Genomic DNA, 19,200 nt, shown 5'->3' with positions numbered 1-19,200 from the left:
ATCCCGTCGTCACCGTGAGCCCGCCCAGGGCGGCGCGTTAGCGGCGTGACGGATCAGGCTGCGCCCGAGGGGACGGGCCCTGCACTCGTACTCAGCATCGCCCTGCTGCTGGGTGTTTTCGCAAGTCTCGTCACGGCACCGGGCGCGGAAGGCCTGTACGGCGCCTACCTCGCCGCCCTGATGCTTGCGATCGCAGCGAACGATGCCCGCCACTACCTCATTCCGAATGAGCTGACGGCCGCGGCGTTCGCGCTCGCCTTGCTCCGCGCCGGCGCGTTCGTGCCTGATATCGGCGTCGAGGCCCTGCTGTGGCCAGTGGCCCGCGCGGCCGCCGTGGCGCTGCCGCTCCTGCTCCTGATGGCGTTCTACCGGCGCTGGCGCGGCCGCGACGGGCTCGGGCTCGGCGACGTCAAGCTCGCCGCGGTCTGCGGCGCCTGGCTCGATCTCGCGACCGTGGTCGCGGTGATCGAGCTCGCGGCGCTGGCCGCGATCGCCGCCTATCTCGCCAACGCTGCCCTGCGAAGGGAGCGGCTCCGCGGCACGGCCTTCCTGCCGTTCGGACTTTTCCTCGCCCCCGCAATCTGGGTCGGTTGGCTGGGCGAAAGCTGGTACACCAACTGGCTCGGCGGCTGGCCGGGCTAAGGCAATGCATGTGGGCAGGTTCACCGATCGGTGAAATGCGAAAATGTGTCGAACGCCTGACTGGTGCCGACAGGCCAAAGCCTCTTTCAGATCTAGCGATCGCTTGCTGGCCGATTGCGTCGCCGCCTGACGTCTGCTGGCCGCTCGCCGGCAGGCACTAGGCGTCGCAGCTCGCTTGTCGGGTTTACGACCCCGACAGCCCAAGGTGGCAGCCGTCGCAACGGCGTCGATTGCCGTTCTGCCAGAATGAACGGCGGAGAATCCAAAGGGGCGCGCCAATGAGGCATGCCCCTTTGAATCTGCTTCCGTTTGCCCGAGCGGATCCGCCTTGGCTTCGCTCTCAGCTTACGCCGCGTGCGAGATGGAAAGCTGGGCCTGGGGCTGATCCACCGGATTGGTGATGACCGAACCGCCATGGCCGTCCGCGGCGAGCGCGAAGTCCGCGGCGCTGTATTGGCCGAGCAAATGCAGCGAGGCCGTATGAGCGCCGTCGGTGATCGTCAGCGTGCCACCTGTGTTCTCGGCGTTTGCCGCATAGCCAAGCGAGGTGGTTTCGCCGAAGGCGATGTCACCGAGATCGAGCTCCACGCCATCCTGCCAGCCGGCGATCGTCCCGCTGAAGCCCGACGACTGCTCAAGCACCAGCCTCGCAGATCCCCCGCCGAAGGTGACGTCGGTGAGTGTGCCGCCGGTGTAGACGTATTCGAGACCGTGTGCGCCGATGGTGGTGCCGCTGGCGCTGCCACCGGCACCGACATGCTGCGTACCGGAGACGATCATGGTATCGCTCGCCGTGCCCCAGACGTACTGAATACCGCCGTTGATGATCGTGCCGCTGGCGTTGCCCCAGTCGATCTGCATGCTGCCGGCGTTCAGCGCGGTGCCAATGGCTGTTCCGCTCGCATAAACGCGCTGCTCGCCGCCATCGTTGACAGCGGAGTGCGAAGCCGTGCCGTGGACCATTTGCACGCCGCCGCTGCCGATCACGGTCTGGTCGACCGTGCCGTAGACGGCCTGCACCCCGCCTTGGACGGTGGTGCCGGTCGCCGTGCCACCGCCATAGATGTCCTGCTCGCCGCCTGCGACGATCAGCGTCGTGCTGGCCGTGCCGCCGGCGCCGATCACTTGCCGGCCGGCGATCGTCGAACCGGTGGCGCTGCCATAGACATATTCCAAAGCGCCGTGAGTCACGGCAGTGTCTTGCTCCGCACCCCAGTTGATCTGCATGCTGCCAGCGTTCAGGGTCGTACCGATCGCCGTTCCGCCCGCATAGACGTGCTGCTCCGCGCCGCTCCCGAGGACGTAGCCGGTCGCCGTTCCGTAGATGTATTGATGGCTGCCGGCGTCGAAGGTCCGGCCGCTGGCGGCACCGTACACGTAGTTCGACACGCCGGTGTTGCCGGCCGCGTCAGTGACGACGAGATCGATGGCGGTGTTGAACTGGTCCCACGACAAATCGGCGGTCCAGGCGCCGCTGCCGTCGACGGTCGTCGTCGTGCTCCAGCCCGCGCTTTGCGACGTGCCGTCGCGCAACGTGAGGGTCTGGCCGGCGGCGTCAATGTCGACCGAGCCGGAGAGCTTCGCGATCCACGGGCTTGTGGAGTTCACGGCCGACAGGACCGGCACCGGCTTCACGGTATCGACCGAGAAGACCTGCGCCTTGACGTCGGTACCGTTGGCATCCTGCCAGGTGACGACGAAGCGACCATCGGCATAAGCGGCGATCGAGGGGTGCAATTGGTTGGACGACGTGCTGGTGTTGACCAGCAATTCAGCCCCGACCTTCCGCCCATCCGCGGTGAACACCTGCAGCTTGATGCTGCTGCCGCTGGCGTCCCCGCCCGCGCCGCTCCAGTCCTGCCAGGCGATGGCGAAATCACCGTTGCTGAGCGCGGTCACCGTCGGCGTGAACTGGGAGTTGGCCGTCGTGGTGTTGACCCGGAATTCGCTGCCGACCTTGCTGCCGTCGGCCGCATAGATCTGAGCCTTGATGCTGCTGCCGCTGCTGTCGCCGCCGGCCTGGCTGAAATCGTACCAGGTCACGACGAAGCCGCCATTGGGCAGCGCCGAGATGGTCGGCTTGAGCTGGTCGGAGGCGGTGGCGGAATTGACCAGGAATTCCGGGCCGACCTTGCTGCCGTCGGCGGCAAACATCTGCGCCTTGACGCTGGTCGCATCGCTGTAGCCGAGCGTTCCGCTGAGGTCTTCCCAGGTCACGACAAACCCGCCATTGGCGAGCCCGGTGATGGTCGCGTTGTCCTGGCTGCCGCCGGTCGCGGTATTGACGAGGAATTCCGAGCCGACCTTGCTGCCGTCGGCCGCGAACACCTGCGCCTTGATGCTGGTGCCGTCTTCGTCGCCGCCCTCGCCGCTGTCGTCGGTCCAGGTGACGGCAAAGCCGCCATTGGAAAGACCCGTGACGGTCGGCGCGAACTGCGAATAGGACGTCGAGCTGTTGACGAGGGTTTCCGCCCCGACCGGCGTGCCGTCGGCCGAAAACACCTGTGCCTTGATGCTGGTGCCCTCGCTGTCGCCGAGCGTCTGGCTGTTGTCGAACCAGGTGACGACGAAGCCGCCGTTGGAAAGGCCCGTGATCACGGGAGCGAGCTGGCCGTCGGCGGTCTCTGTGTTGACGCGGAATTCCGAACCGACCTTGCTGCCGTCGGCCGCATAGACCTGTGCCTTGATGCTGGTGCCGCTGGCATCGCCCAGCGTTCCGCTGGTGTCATCCCAAGTGACCACGAAGCCGCCATTGGCGAGCCCGGTGACGGTCGGCGCTTCCTGGCTGCCGGTCGTATTGGTGTTCACGGAGAATTCGGAGCCGACTTTTACAACGGGAGCAGCCATAGTTCTGGATCGCTTTCATTCAGACTGTGCCGGCCACGGATGTCGTCCGCTGGCCCACGGCAAAAGGTTACGAGAGCGTCCGTATTGCATCGCATTATATCATAAATTTGATAGTATGTTATGCATTATGTGAATGACGCGATCATGGGGCCGGATTGCATCCGGGGGACAAAATATCGCGCAACAACGCTCAGACAACGACGGCGCGATCTGCCGCACGCGGACATGCGGCCCACAAAAATGTGGAGCGCGTCGAAACGAGCTCCACATTGTCTGGATCGGTGATCGCGTCGCCTGGACGCGGTCAGGTCAGGTTCGGCGCGCGGTCAGCCATTGGTCGCGACCGATCGGACGGTAGACCATGCGGATCTCTCCAACCGCACCGAAGAAGCCGTCGGCCAGCACACCATTCCACCAGCCGGCGCCGAGGATCCAGGGCTGAGGCGTGCTCTGCGAGCGCATGCCGATCGCCGCATTGCCGACGTTGCGCAATACCGGCGCGCCGTCGATGTACAGGGTGGTGGTGAGGGTCGCCGGATCGTTGACGATCGCGACGTGATACCAGCTGTCGCGGATGATCTCGCCCGACCAGTTGGTCTGTGCGAAGCGCGAAACGGAAGCCGGCACCACTTCCCACTGCACTTCGCGCAGGTTCGAGATGGCGAACAAGACGCTCGACGCCTCCGGATCGCCACCCTGATAGCCGCCGGGAACGTTGCCGCGGTTGCCCACGCGACCGAGGATATTGCCCCATTTGTGCAGGTTCGCGGTCCAGCCGGCCGGGATCTTCACAAAGGCCTCGACCGTGTAGCCGTTCCAGAAGCTGCGGCCGTTGAGCGAAGCGGCTGACGCCGTCAGGAAGGCGTTGAGGCGACCGACCGTATTGTCGGTGTTGAGAAACACCACGCTGCCCGCAGCGGAGGACAGACGGTGCTTGTCCGTGGTCCACACGACGTCGCCGAGCTGGGCGGATGCGACGAGCGCCGCCCGCATGAGATTGTTGCCGCCGGCGACGTCGGGCAGGATCCCGCCGATCGGAACGATCTGCCCCTCGACGAGCGCGGAGGGCGCGCGCCAGTGCGCCACGGTATCGGCGACGTGCGGGTAGTCCTCGGTATCCGCGGGCAGCGCGACTTCCGGCGTCGGCGGATCGACGTAACCGGCGAGCAGGTCGGCGCGCACGGTCGGAATGATCGCGGGTCCGGTCAACACCTTGCTCGGACTGAAACGCGTGAACCGGGCGAAGCGGTTCTTGAAATTGATCGGAATCGAGAAGCTGTTGTTCGGCGCCGTCAGTTCGGCGTGATCGAACTGGTTGAGCGTGTTCTTCGGCTTCTGCACCACCCAGGGCGAGAACGACATCACGTCGATCTTGTTGTTGGTGAAGTCGACTTCGTAGAGCCGCATCATGGCGTTGCCGCCTTGATAGTCCATCTGGTAGTCGACCACCATCTGATGGACCGGATTGCCGAAATTATTGGTCTTCGAAAGGTACGACGCGCCATGGTAATGGCCGTTCAGCGTCATGAAGATCTGATCCTTGTCGCGGATCAGCTTTTCCCACAGCATCTTGCCGTAATCGGTCTCCAGCGGCGACAGGCCGTCGCTGTCGATGTTGAGCAACTGGTGGTTGGAGAGAATGACGGGCAGCGCCGGGTTGCGATCGATCACGTCGCGGGCCCAGGCGATGGCGCCGTCCGAAATGCGCCAGGACAGCGAGAGCACCATGAACTTCACGCCATTAGCCTGGAAGATGTGGTACTCGTGGAAGCCGCTGCTGTCTCGCTCGCGGAATGTGGACTGCTGCGCCGCGCGGCTGCTCGGAAACCACTTCAAATAGGGCTCGGCGTTGAGGCTGCGCTGGGCGTCGGTGCCTGCATTCTGATCCCAGGGGTTATGGTAGTCGTTGTCGGTGACGACGTCATGATTGCCGGCAAGGATCGAATAGGGGACCTTGGCATCTTCCAGCCTCCTCATCGCCGCGTCGGCGACGGTCCACTGGTTCGGCTTGTTCTGCTGGTCAACCACGTCACCCAGATGGATGACGAAGCGGATGCCGTATTTCGCGGCGTTGTCGGCGATCCACTGAGTCTGCGCGTCGTACGGCGTAGAGCCATAGGCCTTCTGAAATTGCTGGCTTTCGTCGGTCGTCGCGTAACGCGAATAGAATTGCGTGTCGGGCAGCACCGCGATCGAGAAGCTGGTCAATGACGGACTGCTGGTCTGCGCCTTTGCCGCGCCCGCGCCGAGTGCCAGCACGGAAAGGCTGGCGGCGCCCTGAAGGACCGCGCGGCGATCGATCATTTGGCGCGTGGAATTGTTGCTGCGGGAACGATGGTTTCCAGCGCTGTCGATATCGTCATTGCTCATAGAAGATTGCCTGTTCCTACTCGGTCGCAGTTGCGACGGTAGGCGGGTCTCTAGCGATCGAAATTAACATTCGGATTAAAGAAATGTATCATGACTGATGTTATCAAACGATCGCACCGCGATCAGGCCGTGCAACGCCATCGGCTATCAACCGGCAACTTCCGATCGTGGTCGATTGGTCGGGCGCCCGCAGGTCTGTTGTTTCGCTCTCATCTCACCGAGGGGCCGACACTTCGAGGCGGGACTTCTGACGGTTTCGATCTGGAGATCGATTCTTCAGCCAAACTAAGGAGGCCGGTAATCGTCCCGAACAGAGCAGCGACCGCGCCGAGCATTCCATTCGTCGGGCGAAATAGACCAAGGCACGATGATATCAGGACAAATCGTCGTTCCGACGCAAGCGTGAGGCGCCGCGCCGGCGGTCCTCGTCTACTGTGCATGGGGTTGTTTTCGACCTTTTTGTTTTGCGGTCGCGGAGGGCGAGGCGCCAGAAGGTCAGTGCTCGCGGCTCGGCGCCCATTCCAGCGCCCGCAAGCGGGCCTGGGCGATCTCTCCACGCGTCATCTTGGTGGTGACGGCGTCACGGGATCCGGGCTCGCGCCTCGCGCGCCCGCGGCGGCGCGGCCGCCGTTGACAGGTTCAGCCATTTGGAGGCTTCCACGATGTTCTGCGGCACGGCCTGGCCGCGGTCGTAAAGCAGGCCCAGCGAATATTGCGCGCGGCTGTCGCCCTGCTCCGCCGCGCGGCGGTACCACATCGCGGCTTCCGTCTAGTTCTGCGGCACCCCGCGGCCGGTCTCGAACAGGAAGCCGAGATAGATCTGCGCCGGCGCATTGCCGCGCTCGGCGAGCGGAATGAAGATGCGAGAGGCCGTCCCATAATCCTGGCGCTAGAACGCGGCGACACCCTGGCGCAACGACTGGGCATGGGCGGGCGCGGCGAGCACAAGCACGGGCAATACCCAGTGTCCTCGTCGCGTCGAGCCTCGCATCCGTCCCCGCAAAACCGTCGGGCGAAGCCCCCGATCAAGGGCCTTCACCTCACCCGCTCACCCGCCTGGGTCGCCAGATTAGTGTACGGACGCTGGAGAATCCAGAGCTGCAGTTAGACCGCGTATCGATCAGATCAGGTGATAGTCGCCGACATGGTGCTGCGCCGTCTCGGACACGTGGTCGAACACGAAATGAGCGTCCGTCATGTCCGTCAGTTGCTGGGTCCTGGCCGCCAACTCCGAAACCAGCCGCGCGAGTTGGGAATGATCCGCCCAGAGGCCGCCTTGCGCGTTGTCCGTCTGCAATAGCGCGAAATTGTCCTGGACATTGGGATGTCCAGCAAGCAGAGCACCACCCGCGCCAGCGCCGCCATTCGTCGTTGCCTGCGCCGGCGACAGGGAAGCGGTCGGAGCTTGCGATGCCACCGGGCCGCTCGCGGCCGCCACGGTGATCTGCACCGCATTGTAGGTGTTGTTGGTCTCGTTGCTCTCGGTCAGGTGATTGTTGTAGTCGGAAATGCCGCCGACGTAATAGGTGCCGGGCGCCAGATTGCCGGGCAGTGTCACGGTGACCGTGTGAAGGTCGTAGTAGCCGGGTTGGCTGACGGTCGCCAGCGTCGACGATGTCGTCAACGTCGTGAGCAGCGTGTCCCCGGTCGTGATCGTTGCATCAGTGGAAAGATAGATTCCGGCCGTCGTCGGGCCGGCCACCGCATTGCCGATGTTCATATTGTAAGCATCGAACGTCAGGCCGCTCCCCGCAGCGACGGTCGCGTTGTTCACGACCAGATATTCGATCAGGTCCGGCTGCGCCGGCGCAGTCACCGTGACCTGCAGCGTGTTGTAGGTGTTGTTGGTCTCGTTGCTCTCGGTCAGCTGGTTGTTGTAGTCGGAAATGCCGCCGACGTAATAGGTGCCGGGCGCCAGGTTGCCGGGCAGCGTCAAGGTGACCGTATGAAGATCGTAATAGCCGGGTTGGCTGACGGTGGCCAGCGTCGAGCCTGTCGTCAGCGTCGTGAGCAGCGTGTCGGACGTCGTGATCGTTGCGTCGGTCGAAAGATAGATTGCAGCCGTCGTGGGGCCCGCCACGGCGTTACCGATGTTCATGTTGTAGGCATCGATCGTCAGGCCGCTACCGGCGGCAACGGTCGTCTTGGCCGCGACCAGATATTCGATCAGATCAGGCTGCGTCGGCGCAGTCACCGTGACCTGCACCACGTTATAGGTGTTGTTGGTCTCGTTGCTCTCGGTCAGCTGATTGTTGTAGTCGGAAATGCCGCCAATGTAGTAGGTGCCGGGTGCCAGATTGCCGGGCAGCGTCACACTGACCGCCTTTTGATCGTAGTAACCGGGCAGACTGACGGTGGACAGCGTCGACGATGTCGTCACCGTCGTGAGCAGCGTGTCCGACGCCGTGATCGTCGCGTCGGTCGAGATATAGATTGCAGCTGTCGTGGGACCTGCCACGGCGTTGCCGATATTCATGTTGTAGGCATCGACCGTCAGGCTGCTCCCGGCGGCAACGGTCGTCTTGTCCACGGCCACATATTCGATCAGGTCAGGATGGCCCGGCGCCGTCACGGTAATCTGGACCGCATTATAGGTGTTGTTGGTCTCGTCGCGCTCGCTGAGCTGGTTGTTGTAGTCGCCGATACCACCGATGTAGTAGGTGCCAGGCGCCAGATTGCCAGGGACTGCGACCAAGATCGTCTGATGGTCGTAATAGCCGGCCTGACTTACCGTCGCGAGGGTCATCGAGGTCGACACCGTCGCAAGCAGCGTATCCGATGTCGTGATTGTCGCGTCGGTGGAGAGATAGATGCCCGCGATGGACGGCCCCGCCACTGCGTCACCGAGATTCATGTTGTAGGCATCGACCGTCACATTGCCTCCGCCCGGTACGGAGCTCTGGCTGACAGCTACGAATTCGGACAGGTCGGCCTTAGGTGGCCCCATCAGGACGGAGCTTGCCACCACGCCATCGGCGAACTGGAACGATTCGACGCCAGTCACCGTGTCGGTGCCGTCGGGAGAACCGGAGCGCTGATCAACCACGGTAAGGGTCTGCGTCACCGCACTGTAGGTTATCGCGTAATTCGCCCTGTTGCCTGAATACACCGTCGTGTCGGTACCTGCGCCGCCAATAATAGCGTCGTTGCCGCCGCCGCCGGTGATCGTATCGTTGCCGCCGCCGCCGTTCAGCACGTTGGCGATGGCGTTGCCGATGATCGTGTCGTTGCCGGACCCGCCGGTGGCGTTGTCGATGTAGGAGCGCGCGTCGTTGTTGTAGAGATAGGCGTTGTAGACGTTGCCTGAGGCGTAATGGTCGTAGCCGAGCTTTTGGTTGTCGCCGAGATTGGCCCGTTGCACGGTGGAGAACAGCGACGTCGCGCCGGGATTGAGATTGATGCTCAGATTCGTCGTATAGTTGGACAGATCGTAGGTATCGATGCCGCCGCCGTCCCAGATCGTCTCGTAGATGCGGTTGGCCGAGTTGCCGGTGCCGCCGCCCGGCGCGAGTTGCCCCACACCGTTGATGAACTCCTGACCCGTGGTGGGATTCCAGGAGTACACGGTGTTCCCACCCTGGGTCGTGTAGTTCGCGCCGTACATCGTCTGGAGCGCGAGGATATCGTTGGCCATATAGGTCTGCGGATATCCGTAAGCCTCGTTGCTGTAGCCGGCGGTCGTCGAAGCGCCGACATAGCTGCGATAGCTCATGATGGTGTATTCGCTGTCGTCATGCGCACTCGGTACCGCGACATTGGCGGGGCCGCCGGTCTCCTGGCTGTGCTTGAGACCGAGAGCGTGGCCCAGTTCGTGCATCGCGGTCGTGAACTCGTAGTTGCCGAGCTTGGCCTGCGAGTAATTGTATTGGGTCCCGAACCAGACGTCGCCGCCGGCCGCATAGTCGCCGGGGTAGTAGGCGTAGGAGGTTGGGGGCTTCGACGACTGCGCGATCATGATGTTCGCGCCGTCGGTCCCCACGTACTGGATGCTGGCGTTGGTGTAGCCGAGGATCAGTCCGATCGCGTAGTTGATCGCCGCCTGCATCGCGCTTGGGGCCGCGGCGAAGCCAGACGAAGTCGGCTCACTGTTGCCGCCGTAATAAGGATTGGAGTAGTCGCTAGGCGAGTCGGGAAAGCTATAGGTGATCGTGCCGGTCCACTTGTAGCCCGACAGCAAGCCGTCAATATCGGCGCTGTTGGTGGCACCAACGGTGACAGAATTAGCCAATGGTCTCTCCGGAGCAACGGATCACGCGATTCGCGGACGAAGGCGCGTGAGTCTAGCTTGAGAGTTATACGTTTGGTTAAAATTCGGCAGCGGCCGCCGGCCCCCTTTCATAAGGCCGTATTAGCCATCAAATCAAGTAGCGGCACGAGCCAAGGGCAAGGATTCAGGTCCGCCTGCGGGTATGGTCTGTAGAGGAAATCATGAAACCAGGCCCATTTTCAGTCGGTCTCATCGGGGTCATGGCGGTGTTCGCCGGGCCGGATCGTCTGCCCATCGGAGAACAGCCCGCCATGGTCGGGAAAGCCAATGCAGACGACGGCGGCAAGGACAAAGGCAATGAAAGCGGTAAGGCGGGACGCGCCCCCTCCATGCCTATTGCCCGCGATCCCGCGGCGACGGTCACCCGGGAGTACGAGACCGCGCGTCAGAAGGGAACCCGGGAGGCGTTCGAGCTCTTCATTGCGCGCCACGGCGATGACCCGCTGGCCGAGCAGGCACGCGACGAGCTGAAGCGCCTGTCGCGCTGATCCCTTCATGTAGCGCAGCAAGCCGCACCAAGCACTGCATTTTGACAGGCGACATCCGCGCCGGCGCAGACTTGCCGCATGATGTTTCGGGACTATGGTGGCTCCGCAATCTGACCCGGAGCCTTTCACGATGCCCTTTCCGCATGCCTCGGAAGCCCTGTCGCGCTTCACCGTGCTCGATCTGACCCGGGTCCGGTCCGGGCCCACCTGCGTGCGGCAGCTTGCGGATTGGGGCGCCAATGTCGTCAAGATCGACGCGCTGACCGAGGATTCCGGCGGCGAGCAGCCGGGTGGGCCGCGGCGGGGATCCGACTTCCAGAATTTGCACCGCAACAAGCGGGCGATGACGCTGAACCTGAAGGACGAGCGCGGGCTTGCCGTGTTCAAGCGCCTCGCCGCCAAGGCCGACGTCGTGGTCGAGAATTTCCGTCCCGACGTGAAGAAGAAGCTCGGCATCGACTATGAGAGCCTGCGCGAGATCAATCCGCGCATCGTCTATGGCAGCATCTCCGGCTTCGGCCAGGACGGACCCTACCACAAGCGCCCCGGCTTCGATCAGATCGCGCAGGGCATGGGCGGACTGATGTCGATCACCGGCGCGCCGGGCGAAGGGCCGATGCGGGTCGGCATTCCCGTTGCCGACCTCACGGCCGGCCTGTTCTGCGCCATGGGCATCCTCACCGCGCTACTCGAGCGCGAGGTGTCCGGCAAGGGACAGTGGGTGCAGACCTCGCTGCTCCAGGCCCAGATCTTCATGCTCGACTTCCAGGCCGCGCGCTGGCTGATGGAGAAGGACGTCGCCAAGCAGGCCGGCAACAATCACCCGACCAGCATCCCGACCGGCGTGTTCAAGACCTCGGACGGCTACATCAACATCGCCACCACCGGCGGGCGGATCTGGGAACGTTGCGCGCAGGCGATCGGCGCGCCGGAGCTCTACAGCCACCCTGATTATGCGACCGCCCCTGCCCGCTCCAAAAACCGCGACGCGCTCAACGCCGAGATCGAAAAGCGCACGGTGACGAAGTCGACCGAGACCTGGGTCACGGAGCTCAACGACGCCGGCGTGCCCTGCGGACCGATCTACGCCATCGACCAGATGTTCGAGGACGCGCAGGTCAAACATCTCGGCATCGCGCAGGACGTGCCGAACGACCAGGACCGCCACATCCGACTGGTCGGCCAACCTGTCACGCTATCGCGCACGCCGAGCAAGATGGTGGCGCGGCCGCCGGAATTCGGCGAGCAGACCGACGAGGTCTTGAAGGAGTTCGGCTTCGGTGCAGACGAGATCGCGACGCTCCGGAACGCCAAGGTGGTGTGAGGAACGGCCGCGTCTCGACAGCCAGCCTTTCGGATCCGGAAGACAGCGGGCAGATCGCCGACGATCGCGTGCGTCCAGCGGTTTGCAGCAAGCTTGAAGGCGGCCTTCTGCTTCGGCGTCAGCCCGCCGAGGAACCGAACTTCGATCGTGTAGCCCCCGGCAGCTACAGCGGCGGACGCGTGTGAAATCTCCTCGCCCTTGCGGGCTCGATAATGCTCAACAGCCATGACGTCCTCCAAAAAGTACACAGCAATAGAGTTCTATCTAAGATTGTATTCTGTTTCTGATTACCGTCGCTGACAAGCGCGGGAAGCGTCACAGGCTCTGACCGTTTCACGTTGAAATAACGAAAGCCCGACGTCACCGCCGGGCTTTCGACTCACCGTCACCGCGATGAGGACCACCGCAGATACTGAGCGTCAGATCGGGGATGCGCTCAGCAAATTTTTCGCCAGCTTCGCTCTCCCGATGTGGACGGCGACAGCTTCGCTCAGGGCCTGATCGAGCCGGCTCAAGACGACGGCCCGCATCGCGCCAGAACGGAGAACGTCCCAAACACCAAAAGCCCCGGCGAGCCGAGGCTTTTGCATTTCACGTCATCGCTGAGCCGATGCGATTCTCGTTCCTACTGCAACCCGGTCGGATTGGTCGTGCTACCGATTGGCGCGATCGTTCCGCCGGCACCGTTGTTCGTGAAGCGATTGTTCGAATACGAGTTGACCGTGCCGGACACGCCGGTGCCGTTGAACGAAAGGTCGTTGTGGGACAAGTTGACCGATCCGCCGACTTGCTTGATGCCGATCGTGTTGAAGGAAATCGTCGTGGCGTCAATGTTGATGCCGCCGCCCGAAATGGCAATGCCGGCAACCGAGTTGCTTGACACGACCGAATTGCTGAGGTGAACGGCGGCGCCCGCACCCACGGCGACACCGCTGGCCGCATTGATCACCCTGACGTTGCTGAGCGTCGCCTTGATCAAGCCCGCAGCCGCGCTTGCAATCGTAAGGCCGCTGCCTCCCATATCCCGAATCGTGGTGTTCACGACGTTCAGCGTTCCATTGGTGCGCTGATCGCCAATGCCTGTGCCGGGCGAGCCGAAATTGCCGTTGATCAGGCAGTCCTCGATGTTGACGAAGCTCCCGGCCCCCGCACCAAAGATGCGAATCCCGGTAAGGCCGGAGTCAAATCCTTGCAGGTTGAGGTTGCGGAGGTTCACCGTCTTGCGGACGTCGGTTCCTGCGAAAGAATCGAACGCGACGTTGATGCCGTTCGTTAAGGCGTTGAGAATCGAACCGTACACCTCGTGGCAGTCAATGGTGATCGACTTCGTGATGGTCACGGCGCCGAAGCCGCCAGGATCAAGGCAATTGATCTCACCGTTCACCGCTGTCTTCGAAATCGCGCCTGCGAAGGTCTTGCAGGGCGCCGTACGGCTGCACGGATTGACGTCGTCGCCAACACCCGACACCCAAGTGCGGCTCGCTTGAGCGCTGGCGGGACTCGTCAGGAGCGAAAGTGCGATGATTGCCCCGGCGATTACAAAAGGCAGCCCACGTAGCCTCTTCATTTCCATCTCCAATCAAAAAATGATTGCAATAGACCGTTCGGCGTCATGAGCCGAAGATCGATTCCGATGTAACAGAGAACAACAACCTGCAATTGTTAACCATATCACACACTCGCGAGCGGCAATAGTCACGGAATGCACTATTCCCAACATCGCGATTGGTTCGGGGGAGAAACTGCACCCAGCGATACGGGCTTTGAACTTTATCGGACTTACGCGACACCTTTACCCAGGGGGTTTCTAATTCGCTCGGCTCAAGCGGCAGGCTTCGCCCGCCGCGGCCATCCGACGCAGCGCAGCAAGCGGTCGATCACAGGCCAAAACAACAGCACAATCGCCAAGGTTGTGATCGAGCCAACCAGTCCGTTCGACCAGAACACCTTGAGGTTGCCGCCGGCCCCGATCATCGACAGGCGGAAGGCATCCTCGGCGCGGTTGCCGAGCACGAGCGCTAGCGTGAACGGCGCGAGCGGGATGCCGATCTTCTTGAAAACGTAGCCGACGACGCCGAAGCCCAGCATCAGCCAGATATCAAACATCGCGTTCTGGATCGCATATGCGCCGATCGCACAGGACACCACGATCATCGGCGCCACCGCAGCGAACGGCACTCGCAGGATCGAGGCGAAGATCGGCACCGTCGTCAGCACCAGCACGAGGCCGACGACATTGCCGAGATACATCGAGGCAATCAGGCCCCAGACGAAGTCCTTGTGCTCGACGAACAGCAGCGGACCCGGATTGAGTCCCCACACCATCAACCCGCCGAGCAGGATCGCGGCCGTGCCGGAACCGGGAATGCCGAGCGCCAGCATCGGCAGCAGCGCCGAGGTGCCGGAGGCATGCGCTGCCGTCTCCGGCGCGAACACGCCCTCGATGCGGCCCTTGCCAAAGCTCTCGGGATCCTTGGCGAAGCGTTTTGCGAGGTTGTAACCCATGAAGGAGGCCGCGATCGCACCGCCCGGTGTGATGCCGAGCCAACAGCCGATGAAGGAGGAACGCAGCAGCGTCACCCAGTATTTCGGCAGGTCCTTCCAGACGCTCAGCACGACGCGAAGCGAAATGCTCGCCGCATGTCCACGCAGCGCCAACCGCTCCTCCATCGTCAGCAGGATCTCGCTGATGCCGAACAGGCCGATGACGGCAACGAGGAAGTTGATGCCGCGCAAGAGCTCGGCCGAGCCGAAGGTCATGCGCAGATTGCCTGACACCGTATCCATGCCGACGCCCGCGAGCAGGAGCCCCAGCGACATCGAAATGACCGTCTTGTGCTTGGCCTCGCGCCCCAATCCAACGAAGGAGCAGAAGGTCAGCAGATAAACAGCGAAGAACTCGGGCGGACCGAACTTCAACGCAAAGGACGAGATCATCGGCGCGAGGAAGGTGATCAGCAGCACCGCGACCAGCGAGCCGATGAAGGAGGACGTGAATGCCGCGGTCAGCGCCTCCGCCGCCCTGCCCTGCTGCGCCATCGGATAGCCGTCGAACGTGGTCGCGACCGACCATGCCTCGCCGGGGATGTTGAAGAGGATTGAGGTGATTGCGCCGCCGAATAACGCGCCCCAATAGATGCTGGACAGCATCACGATCGCCGAGGTCGGATCCATCGTGAAGGTGAGCGGCAGCAGGATCGCAACGCCGTTGGGGCCGCCGAGGCCGGGCAGCACGCCGACGAAGATGCCGAGCACCAGCCCGACCATCATCAGCACGAGCGTCTTCCACGTCAGCAGGACGGCGAAGCCATGAAGCAAGAGACCGAAAGCTTCCATCGTGAGCGCCTAGTAGCCGAAGGCCGCTTCGAGCGGCCCTTTCGGCATGATGACGTCGAAGGCGATGTCGAAGGTGACGAACATGATCGCCGTGAACAGGACGGCCGTGAGCAGCGACTTCCACAGCGCGATCTTGCCGACGAGCCGCATGAAGCCCGCGATCAGCAGGAAGCTCGCGACGTAGAGGCCGAGGAACTGCATCGCCAGGCAGAACAGCAGCGTCGGCGCGAACACAGCCATCACACGGCGCGCTTGCGCACGCGTGACGAAGCTTTCGGATGCCGCGCGGTGCGCCAAGTAGGCCGCAATCAGGCCATAGAGGCTGCCGCCACCGAGGATGACGGAGAGATAGAACGGGAAATAGCCCGGTTCCGGCCCGGTCGAATCCCAGGAGGCGCCGGTGCGCCAATTGTCGTAGCCAAGCGTTGCGGCCAACGCGAGCAACAGCAGACAGACGATTATCTCGATCGTGCCGGAGGAGACGACGGAGGGCGAGTCGTCTTCAGGCGCGGTCGGATCGTCGACGATGATTTCAAGATCGGTTTGGGACATGAACGAACAACAAACGCTGTGGCCAATCCCCACTCCCCGCTTGCGGGGGCGTGGGTCAGGGTGAAGGGGGAGTCTCCACGAGGGCGGTGAAAGTCGGACTCGTGGAGAGTCCCCCTCACCCGCAAGCGGGACGAGGTGAAGACGGCTACTTCGCGACGAATCCCGCTTCCGTCATCAGCGACTTGTTGGTGGCGTCGTCCTCCTCGAGGAATTGCACCATGTCCTTGCCGGTGAGGAAGATCGGCTTCAGCGCCTGCTTTTCCATGTAGTCCTTGTATTCCGCGGTCTGCGTCACCTTGTGGAACAGATCGACATAGAACGCCTGCTGCTCCGGCGTGACCTTGCCGGGCAGGAACATCGCGCGCAGCATCAGATACTGGACGTCGACGCCCTCCTCCTTGCAGGTCGGGATGTCGGCCCAGGATTGCGAGTCCGTCACCTTGCTGGTGTAGGAGATGCGCTCCTTGTCGAACACGCAGAGCGGGCGCACCTGGCCGGCACGCCAGACTTCGAGATTTTCGCTCGGGTTGTTGACGTTGGATTCGGTGTGGTTGCCGACGAGCTGGGTCGCAGCCTCGCCGCCGGATTTGTAGGGCAGATAGGAGAATTTCGCGCCGGTCTTCTGCTCGAGGAAGACGGTCAGCACGTGATCCTCGCGCTTGGAGCCGGTACCGCCCATCTTGAACGGCGAACTCGCCGTCTTCGCGGCCGCGACGAATTCCTTCACCGTCTTCGGACCTGCGCTGTTGTCCCACAGCACGAACTGGTCGAGCGCGATCACCGAGACCGGCGTCAGTTCGCGCCAGTTGAACGGGATCTTCGCCGACAGCGGCAGCATGTAGATCAGCGAATAGGCGATCAGCACCTTGTTCGGGTCGCCTTCGCTGGACTTCATGTACATCAGCGCTTCCGCGCCTGATGCACCGCCCTTGAGCGAGACGACGATCGGCTGCTTCATCAGATTGTTCTTCTGGATCGCGGCCTGCATCATCCGCGCCATCTGGTCGGAGGCGCCGCCCGCGCCGGCCGCCACCACGATCTCGACCGGTTTGGTCGGCTCCCAGCCGGCAAAGGCCGGCGCACTCAACAACAAGGCCGTCGCAGCTCCGACGGCTTTCACGGAAATTCGCACGAGTTTCGTCCCTTGGTTATTATTGGCTTTGTGATGCCGGGAAGTCTATCGATGCATTGTGCGGACCAAAGATCGCGAGTTCAAGCCGGCGGACATTCCGCCACATATGACTTTCGGCTGACGAAGCGCGGGCTACTTGCCCTTCCAGACCGGCGCGCGCTTGTTGAGGAAGGCGTCCATGCCCTCGCGGAAATCTTCGCTCATATAGGCCTTGAGGATCAGGTCCTCGCCCTCTTCGCGCGACAGCGTGCGGCGGATGCGGCGCACCGCCTCCTTGGTCGCTTCCAGCGTGAGCGGCGCGTGGCTCGCGACGAGCTTGGCGGTCTCATCGGCGCGGCGCTGCAGCGTCTCGACATCGGGCACGACCTCGTTGAGCAGGCCGAGCGACAGCGCTTCCTGCGCCTCGACGAGCCGCGCCTTGAAGATCAGATCCTTGGTGCGCGCGGGTCCAATCAGCGAGACGACGCGGCTGACGTTCGACATCGACAGGCAGTTGCCGAGCGTGCGCGCGATCGGAAAACCGATGCGGGTGGCTTCGGTGCCGATGCGGAGATCGCAGCAGGCCGCGATGCCGGCACCGCCGCCGGTGCAGGCGCCCGCGATCGCCGCGATCACCGGCACGCGGCACTGCTCGAGCGTGCCGAGCACGCGGTCGATGCGGGCCTCGTAGTCGAGCGCGTCCTGCGCGGTCTTGAACGCACGGAACTGAGAAATGTCCGTGCCGGAGGCGAACGCCTTGTCGCCGGCGCCGGTCAGGATCAGCGCCTTGATCGAGCGATCGGCGTTGATCTCCTGGCAAATCTCCGCCATGCGCTCATACATGGCGAAGGTCAGTGCGTTGCGCGCCTGGGGGCGGTTGAACGTGATCCGCGCGATGCCGTCCGTGACGGAGTAGAGCAGGTCTTCGTTAGCAGTCGCAGGTAGGTTCATCGCGCGCTCACTTCACTTTTCAAAAACCAGTTCAAGCCACCTGAGCCTTGGCCATCGGCACCGCGTCGCGTCCCTTCAGGACGTCCATGGCCGCCAATACGCCGCCGCTCCGGTGCGGAATCTTTGCAAGATCCAGGCCCATCTCGACGCCGGCGAGCGTGCCCATCAGCATCAGGTCGTTGAAATGGCCGATATGGCCGATGCGGAACACCTTGCCCTTGACCTTGTTCAGGCCCGTGCCGAGCGACATGTCGAAATTTTCGAGTACCACCTTGCGGAAGGCGTCGGCGTCGTGCCCATCGGGCACGCGCACGCCGGTCAGCGCCGGCGAGTGAGCAGCGGGATCGGCGCATTGCGTCTCCAGGCCCCAGACCTTGACCGCGGCGCGCGTCGCGGCGCTGTGGCGCTTGTGGCGGGTCCAGACATTCTCCAGCCCCTCCTCTTCCAGCATCTTGACTGCTTCACGCAGGCCGTAGAGCAGATTGGTCGCGGGCGTGTAGGGGAAGGTGCCGAGCTTGTTGAAGGAGATGACCTCCTGCCAATCCCAGTAGGAGCGCATGCCAGGGTTGGCCTTGGCGACCGCGAGCGCCTTCTCCGAGACGGCGTTGAAGCCGAGGCCCGGAGGCAGCATCAGGCCCTTCTGCGAGCCGGCGACCGAGACGTCGATGCCCCAGGCATCGTGCTCGTATTCCATCGAGCCGAGGCCGGAGATGGTGTCGACCATCAGCAGCGCCGGATGCTTGACGCGGTCGAGCAGCCTGCGCACGTCGAGCGGCGGCGTCACGCAGCCGGTCGAGGTCTCGTTGTGCACGACGCAGACCGCCTTGATCGTGTGCTGCTTGTCGGCGCTAAGGTGCTTCTCGATCTCGGCGAGGTCGGCGCCATGGCGCCAGTCGCTCGGGATGAAGTCGACGTCGAGCTTGAACTTGTCGGCGATGCCGCGCCACAGCACGGCGAACTGGCCGGTCTCGCACATCAAAACCTTGTCGCCGGGCGCGAACACGTTGACCATCGCCGCTTCCCAGGCACCGGTGCCGGACGAGGGGAAGATGATCACGGGCTGCTGGGTGCGGAACACCCGCTGCATCGAGGCGAGGACCGCAAAACCGAGCTCGGCGAACTCCGGACCGCGATGGTCGAGCGTCGGCATATCCATCGCCCGCAGCACCCGGTCGGGCACGTTGGTCGGTCCTGGAATCTGTAGGAAATGCCTTCCAGTGTGCACGGTCATCGGCGTCCTTCCCGGTCTAGCCTTGGTTTTGATGGCCGCCGAATAGCACCATTTGACCGGCTTGTCCCCTCTCCTAAAGGC

13 protein-coding genes are annotated in these 19,200 nt (G+C 63.1%); 3 read left to right on the top strand and 10 right to left on the bottom strand.

Annotation, left to right across the window (positions count from 1 at the left end; translation table 11 throughout):
• The first annotated feature begins 45 nt into the window (after positions 1-45).
• Entirely contained in the window at positions 46-642 is a 597-nt protein-coding gene (locus tag AB7290_RS13500) for a prepilin peptidase (protein ID WP_085405803.1), read from the top strand.
• A 345-nt stretch (positions 643-987) separates the two neighbouring features.
• On the opposite strand, the gene AB7290_RS13495 is transcribed toward AB7290_RS13500, so the two are convergent.
• The 4 genes from AB7290_RS13495 to AB7290_RS13480 all read right to left on the bottom strand — a co-directional run bounded on the left by AB7290_RS13495 (position 988) and on the right by AB7290_RS13480 (position 10,087).
• The gene (locus AB7290_RS13495; RefSeq protein WP_085405802.1) at positions 988-3,489 is read right to left on the bottom strand and encodes a beta strand repeat-containing protein; all 2,502 of its coding nucleotides are present in this window, start codon (positions 3,487-3,489) and stop codon (positions 988-990) included.
• A 309-nt stretch (positions 3,490-3,798) separates the two neighbouring features.
• Entirely contained in the window at positions 3,799-5,859 is a 2,061-nt protein-coding gene (locus AB7290_RS13490) for a LamG-like jellyroll fold domain-containing protein (RefSeq protein ID WP_085405801.1), read from the bottom strand.
• A gap of 580 nt (positions 5,860-6,439) precedes the next feature.
• Positions 6,440-6,616 (bottom strand): hypothetical protein, encoded by a 177-nt coding sequence (locus AB7290_RS13485; RefSeq protein ID WP_245344294.1) that lies wholly within the window; start codon positions 6,614-6,616, stop codon positions 6,440-6,442.
• 363 nt (positions 6,617-6,979) lie between these two features.
• Positions 6,980-10,087: a CARDB domain-containing protein gene (locus AB7290_RS13480; RefSeq protein ID WP_085405800.1), complete on the bottom strand. Its 3,108-nt coding sequence runs from the start codon at positions 10,085-10,087 to the stop codon at positions 6,980-6,982.
• Between the two features lie 200 nt (positions 10,088-10,287).
• Here AB7290_RS13480 and AB7290_RS13475 point away from each other — a divergent pair, with 200 nt between their 5' ends.
• Both AB7290_RS13475 and AB7290_RS13470 read left to right on the top strand, forming a co-directional pair.
• The gene (locus AB7290_RS13475; RefSeq protein WP_245344293.1) at positions 10,288-10,614 is read left to right on the top strand and encodes a hypothetical protein; all 327 of its coding nucleotides are present in this window, start codon (positions 10,288-10,290) and stop codon (positions 10,612-10,614) included.
• Positions 10,615-10,744: 130 nt separating this feature from the next.
• Positions 10,745-11,938, top strand: coding sequence for a CaiB/BaiF CoA transferase family protein (locus AB7290_RS13470; RefSeq protein ID WP_085405798.1), 1,194 nt, complete (start codon positions 10,745-10,747; stop codon positions 11,936-11,938).
• Positions 11,939-12,563: 625 nt separating this feature from the next.
• Here AB7290_RS13470 and AB7290_RS13465 read toward each other — a convergent pair.
• The 6 genes from AB7290_RS13465 to AB7290_RS13440 all read right to left on the bottom strand — a co-directional run bounded on the left by AB7290_RS13465 (position 12,564) and on the right by AB7290_RS13440 (position 19,119).
• Complete coding sequence (locus AB7290_RS13465) at positions 12,564-13,511, bottom strand: right-handed parallel beta-helix repeat-containing protein (RefSeq protein WP_245344305.1); 948 nt, start codon at positions 13,509-13,511, stop codon at positions 12,564-12,566.
• 248 nt (positions 13,512-13,759) lie between these two features.
• Positions 13,760-15,274, bottom strand: coding sequence for a tripartite tricarboxylate transporter permease (locus tag AB7290_RS13460; RefSeq protein WP_085405797.1), 1,515 nt, complete (start codon positions 15,272-15,274; stop codon positions 13,760-13,762).
• Between the two features lie 9 nt (positions 15,275-15,283).
• On the bottom strand, positions 15,284-15,826 hold the full coding sequence (locus AB7290_RS13455; RefSeq protein ID WP_085405796.1) for a tripartite tricarboxylate transporter TctB family protein: 543 nt from the start codon (positions 15,824-15,826) through the stop codon (positions 15,284-15,286).
• Between the two features lie 145 nt (positions 15,827-15,971).
• On the bottom strand, positions 15,972-16,946 hold the full coding sequence (locus AB7290_RS13450; RefSeq protein ID WP_434057415.1) for a Bug family tripartite tricarboxylate transporter substrate binding protein: 975 nt from the start codon (positions 16,944-16,946) through the stop codon (positions 15,972-15,974).
• A 144-nt stretch (positions 16,947-17,090) separates the two neighbouring features.
• A complete protein-coding gene (locus AB7290_RS13445; protein WP_085405794.1) occupies positions 17,091-17,888 on the bottom strand; it encodes an enoyl-CoA hydratase/isomerase family protein in 798 nt (265 codons plus the stop codon).
• A gap of 31 nt (positions 17,889-17,919) precedes the next feature.
• Entirely contained in the window at positions 17,920-19,119 is a 1,200-nt protein-coding gene (locus AB7290_RS13440; RefSeq protein WP_028149696.1) for a pyridoxal-phosphate-dependent aminotransferase family protein, read from the bottom strand.
• Positions 19,120-19,200: the final 81 nt, after the last annotated feature.

This window comes from Bradyrhizobium sp. 613_E4_N2_2, from assembly GCF_052075995.1.
In the GTDB taxonomy this organism is placed as follows: Bacteria; Pseudomonadota; Alphaproteobacteria; order Rhizobiales; family Xanthobacteraceae; genus Bradyrhizobium; species Bradyrhizobium barranii.
The sequence above is the reverse complement of the archived record's forward strand: the minus strand, read 5'-3'. Positions and strand labels throughout refer to the sequence as shown.

What these genes read in the sequence shown, in the direction of transcription:
- AB7290_RS13465 (WP_245344305.1), bottom strand. Translation starts at nt 13,511, where the DNA reads ATGGAAATGAAGAGGCTACGTGGGCTGCCTTTTGTAATCGCCGGGGCA.
- AB7290_RS13455 (WP_085405796.1), bottom strand. Translation starts at nt 15,826, where the DNA reads ATGTCCCAAACCGATCTTGAAATCATCGTCGACGATCCGACCGCGCCT.
- AB7290_RS13485 (WP_245344294.1), bottom strand. Translation starts at nt 6,616, where the DNA reads ATGTGGTACCGCCGCGCGGCGGAGCAGGGCGACAGCCGCGCGCAATAT.
- AB7290_RS13495 (WP_085405802.1), bottom strand. Translation starts at nt 3,489, where the DNA reads ATGGCTGCTCCCGTTGTAAAAGTCGGCTCCGAATTCTCCGTGAACACC.
- AB7290_RS13445 (WP_085405794.1), bottom strand. Translation starts at nt 17,888, where the DNA reads ATGAACCTACCTGCGACTGCTAACGAAGACCTGCTCTACTCCGTCACG.
- AB7290_RS13475 (WP_245344293.1), top strand. Translation starts at nt 10,288, where the DNA reads ATGAAACCAGGCCCATTTTCAGTCGGTCTCATCGGGGTCATGGCGGTG.
- AB7290_RS13440 (WP_028149696.1), bottom strand. Translation starts at nt 19,119, where the DNA reads ATGACCGTGCACACTGGAAGGCATTTCCTACAGATTCCAGGACCGACC.
- AB7290_RS13490 (WP_085405801.1), bottom strand. Translation starts at nt 5,859, where the DNA reads ATGAGCAATGACGATATCGACAGCGCTGGAAACCATCGTTCCCGCAGC.
- AB7290_RS13460 (WP_085405797.1), bottom strand. Translation starts at nt 15,274, where the DNA reads ATGGAAGCTTTCGGTCTCTTGCTTCATGGCTTCGCCGTCCTGCTGACG.
- AB7290_RS13470 (WP_085405798.1), top strand. Translation starts at nt 10,745, where the DNA reads ATGCCCTTTCCGCATGCCTCGGAAGCCCTGTCGCGCTTCACCGTGCTC.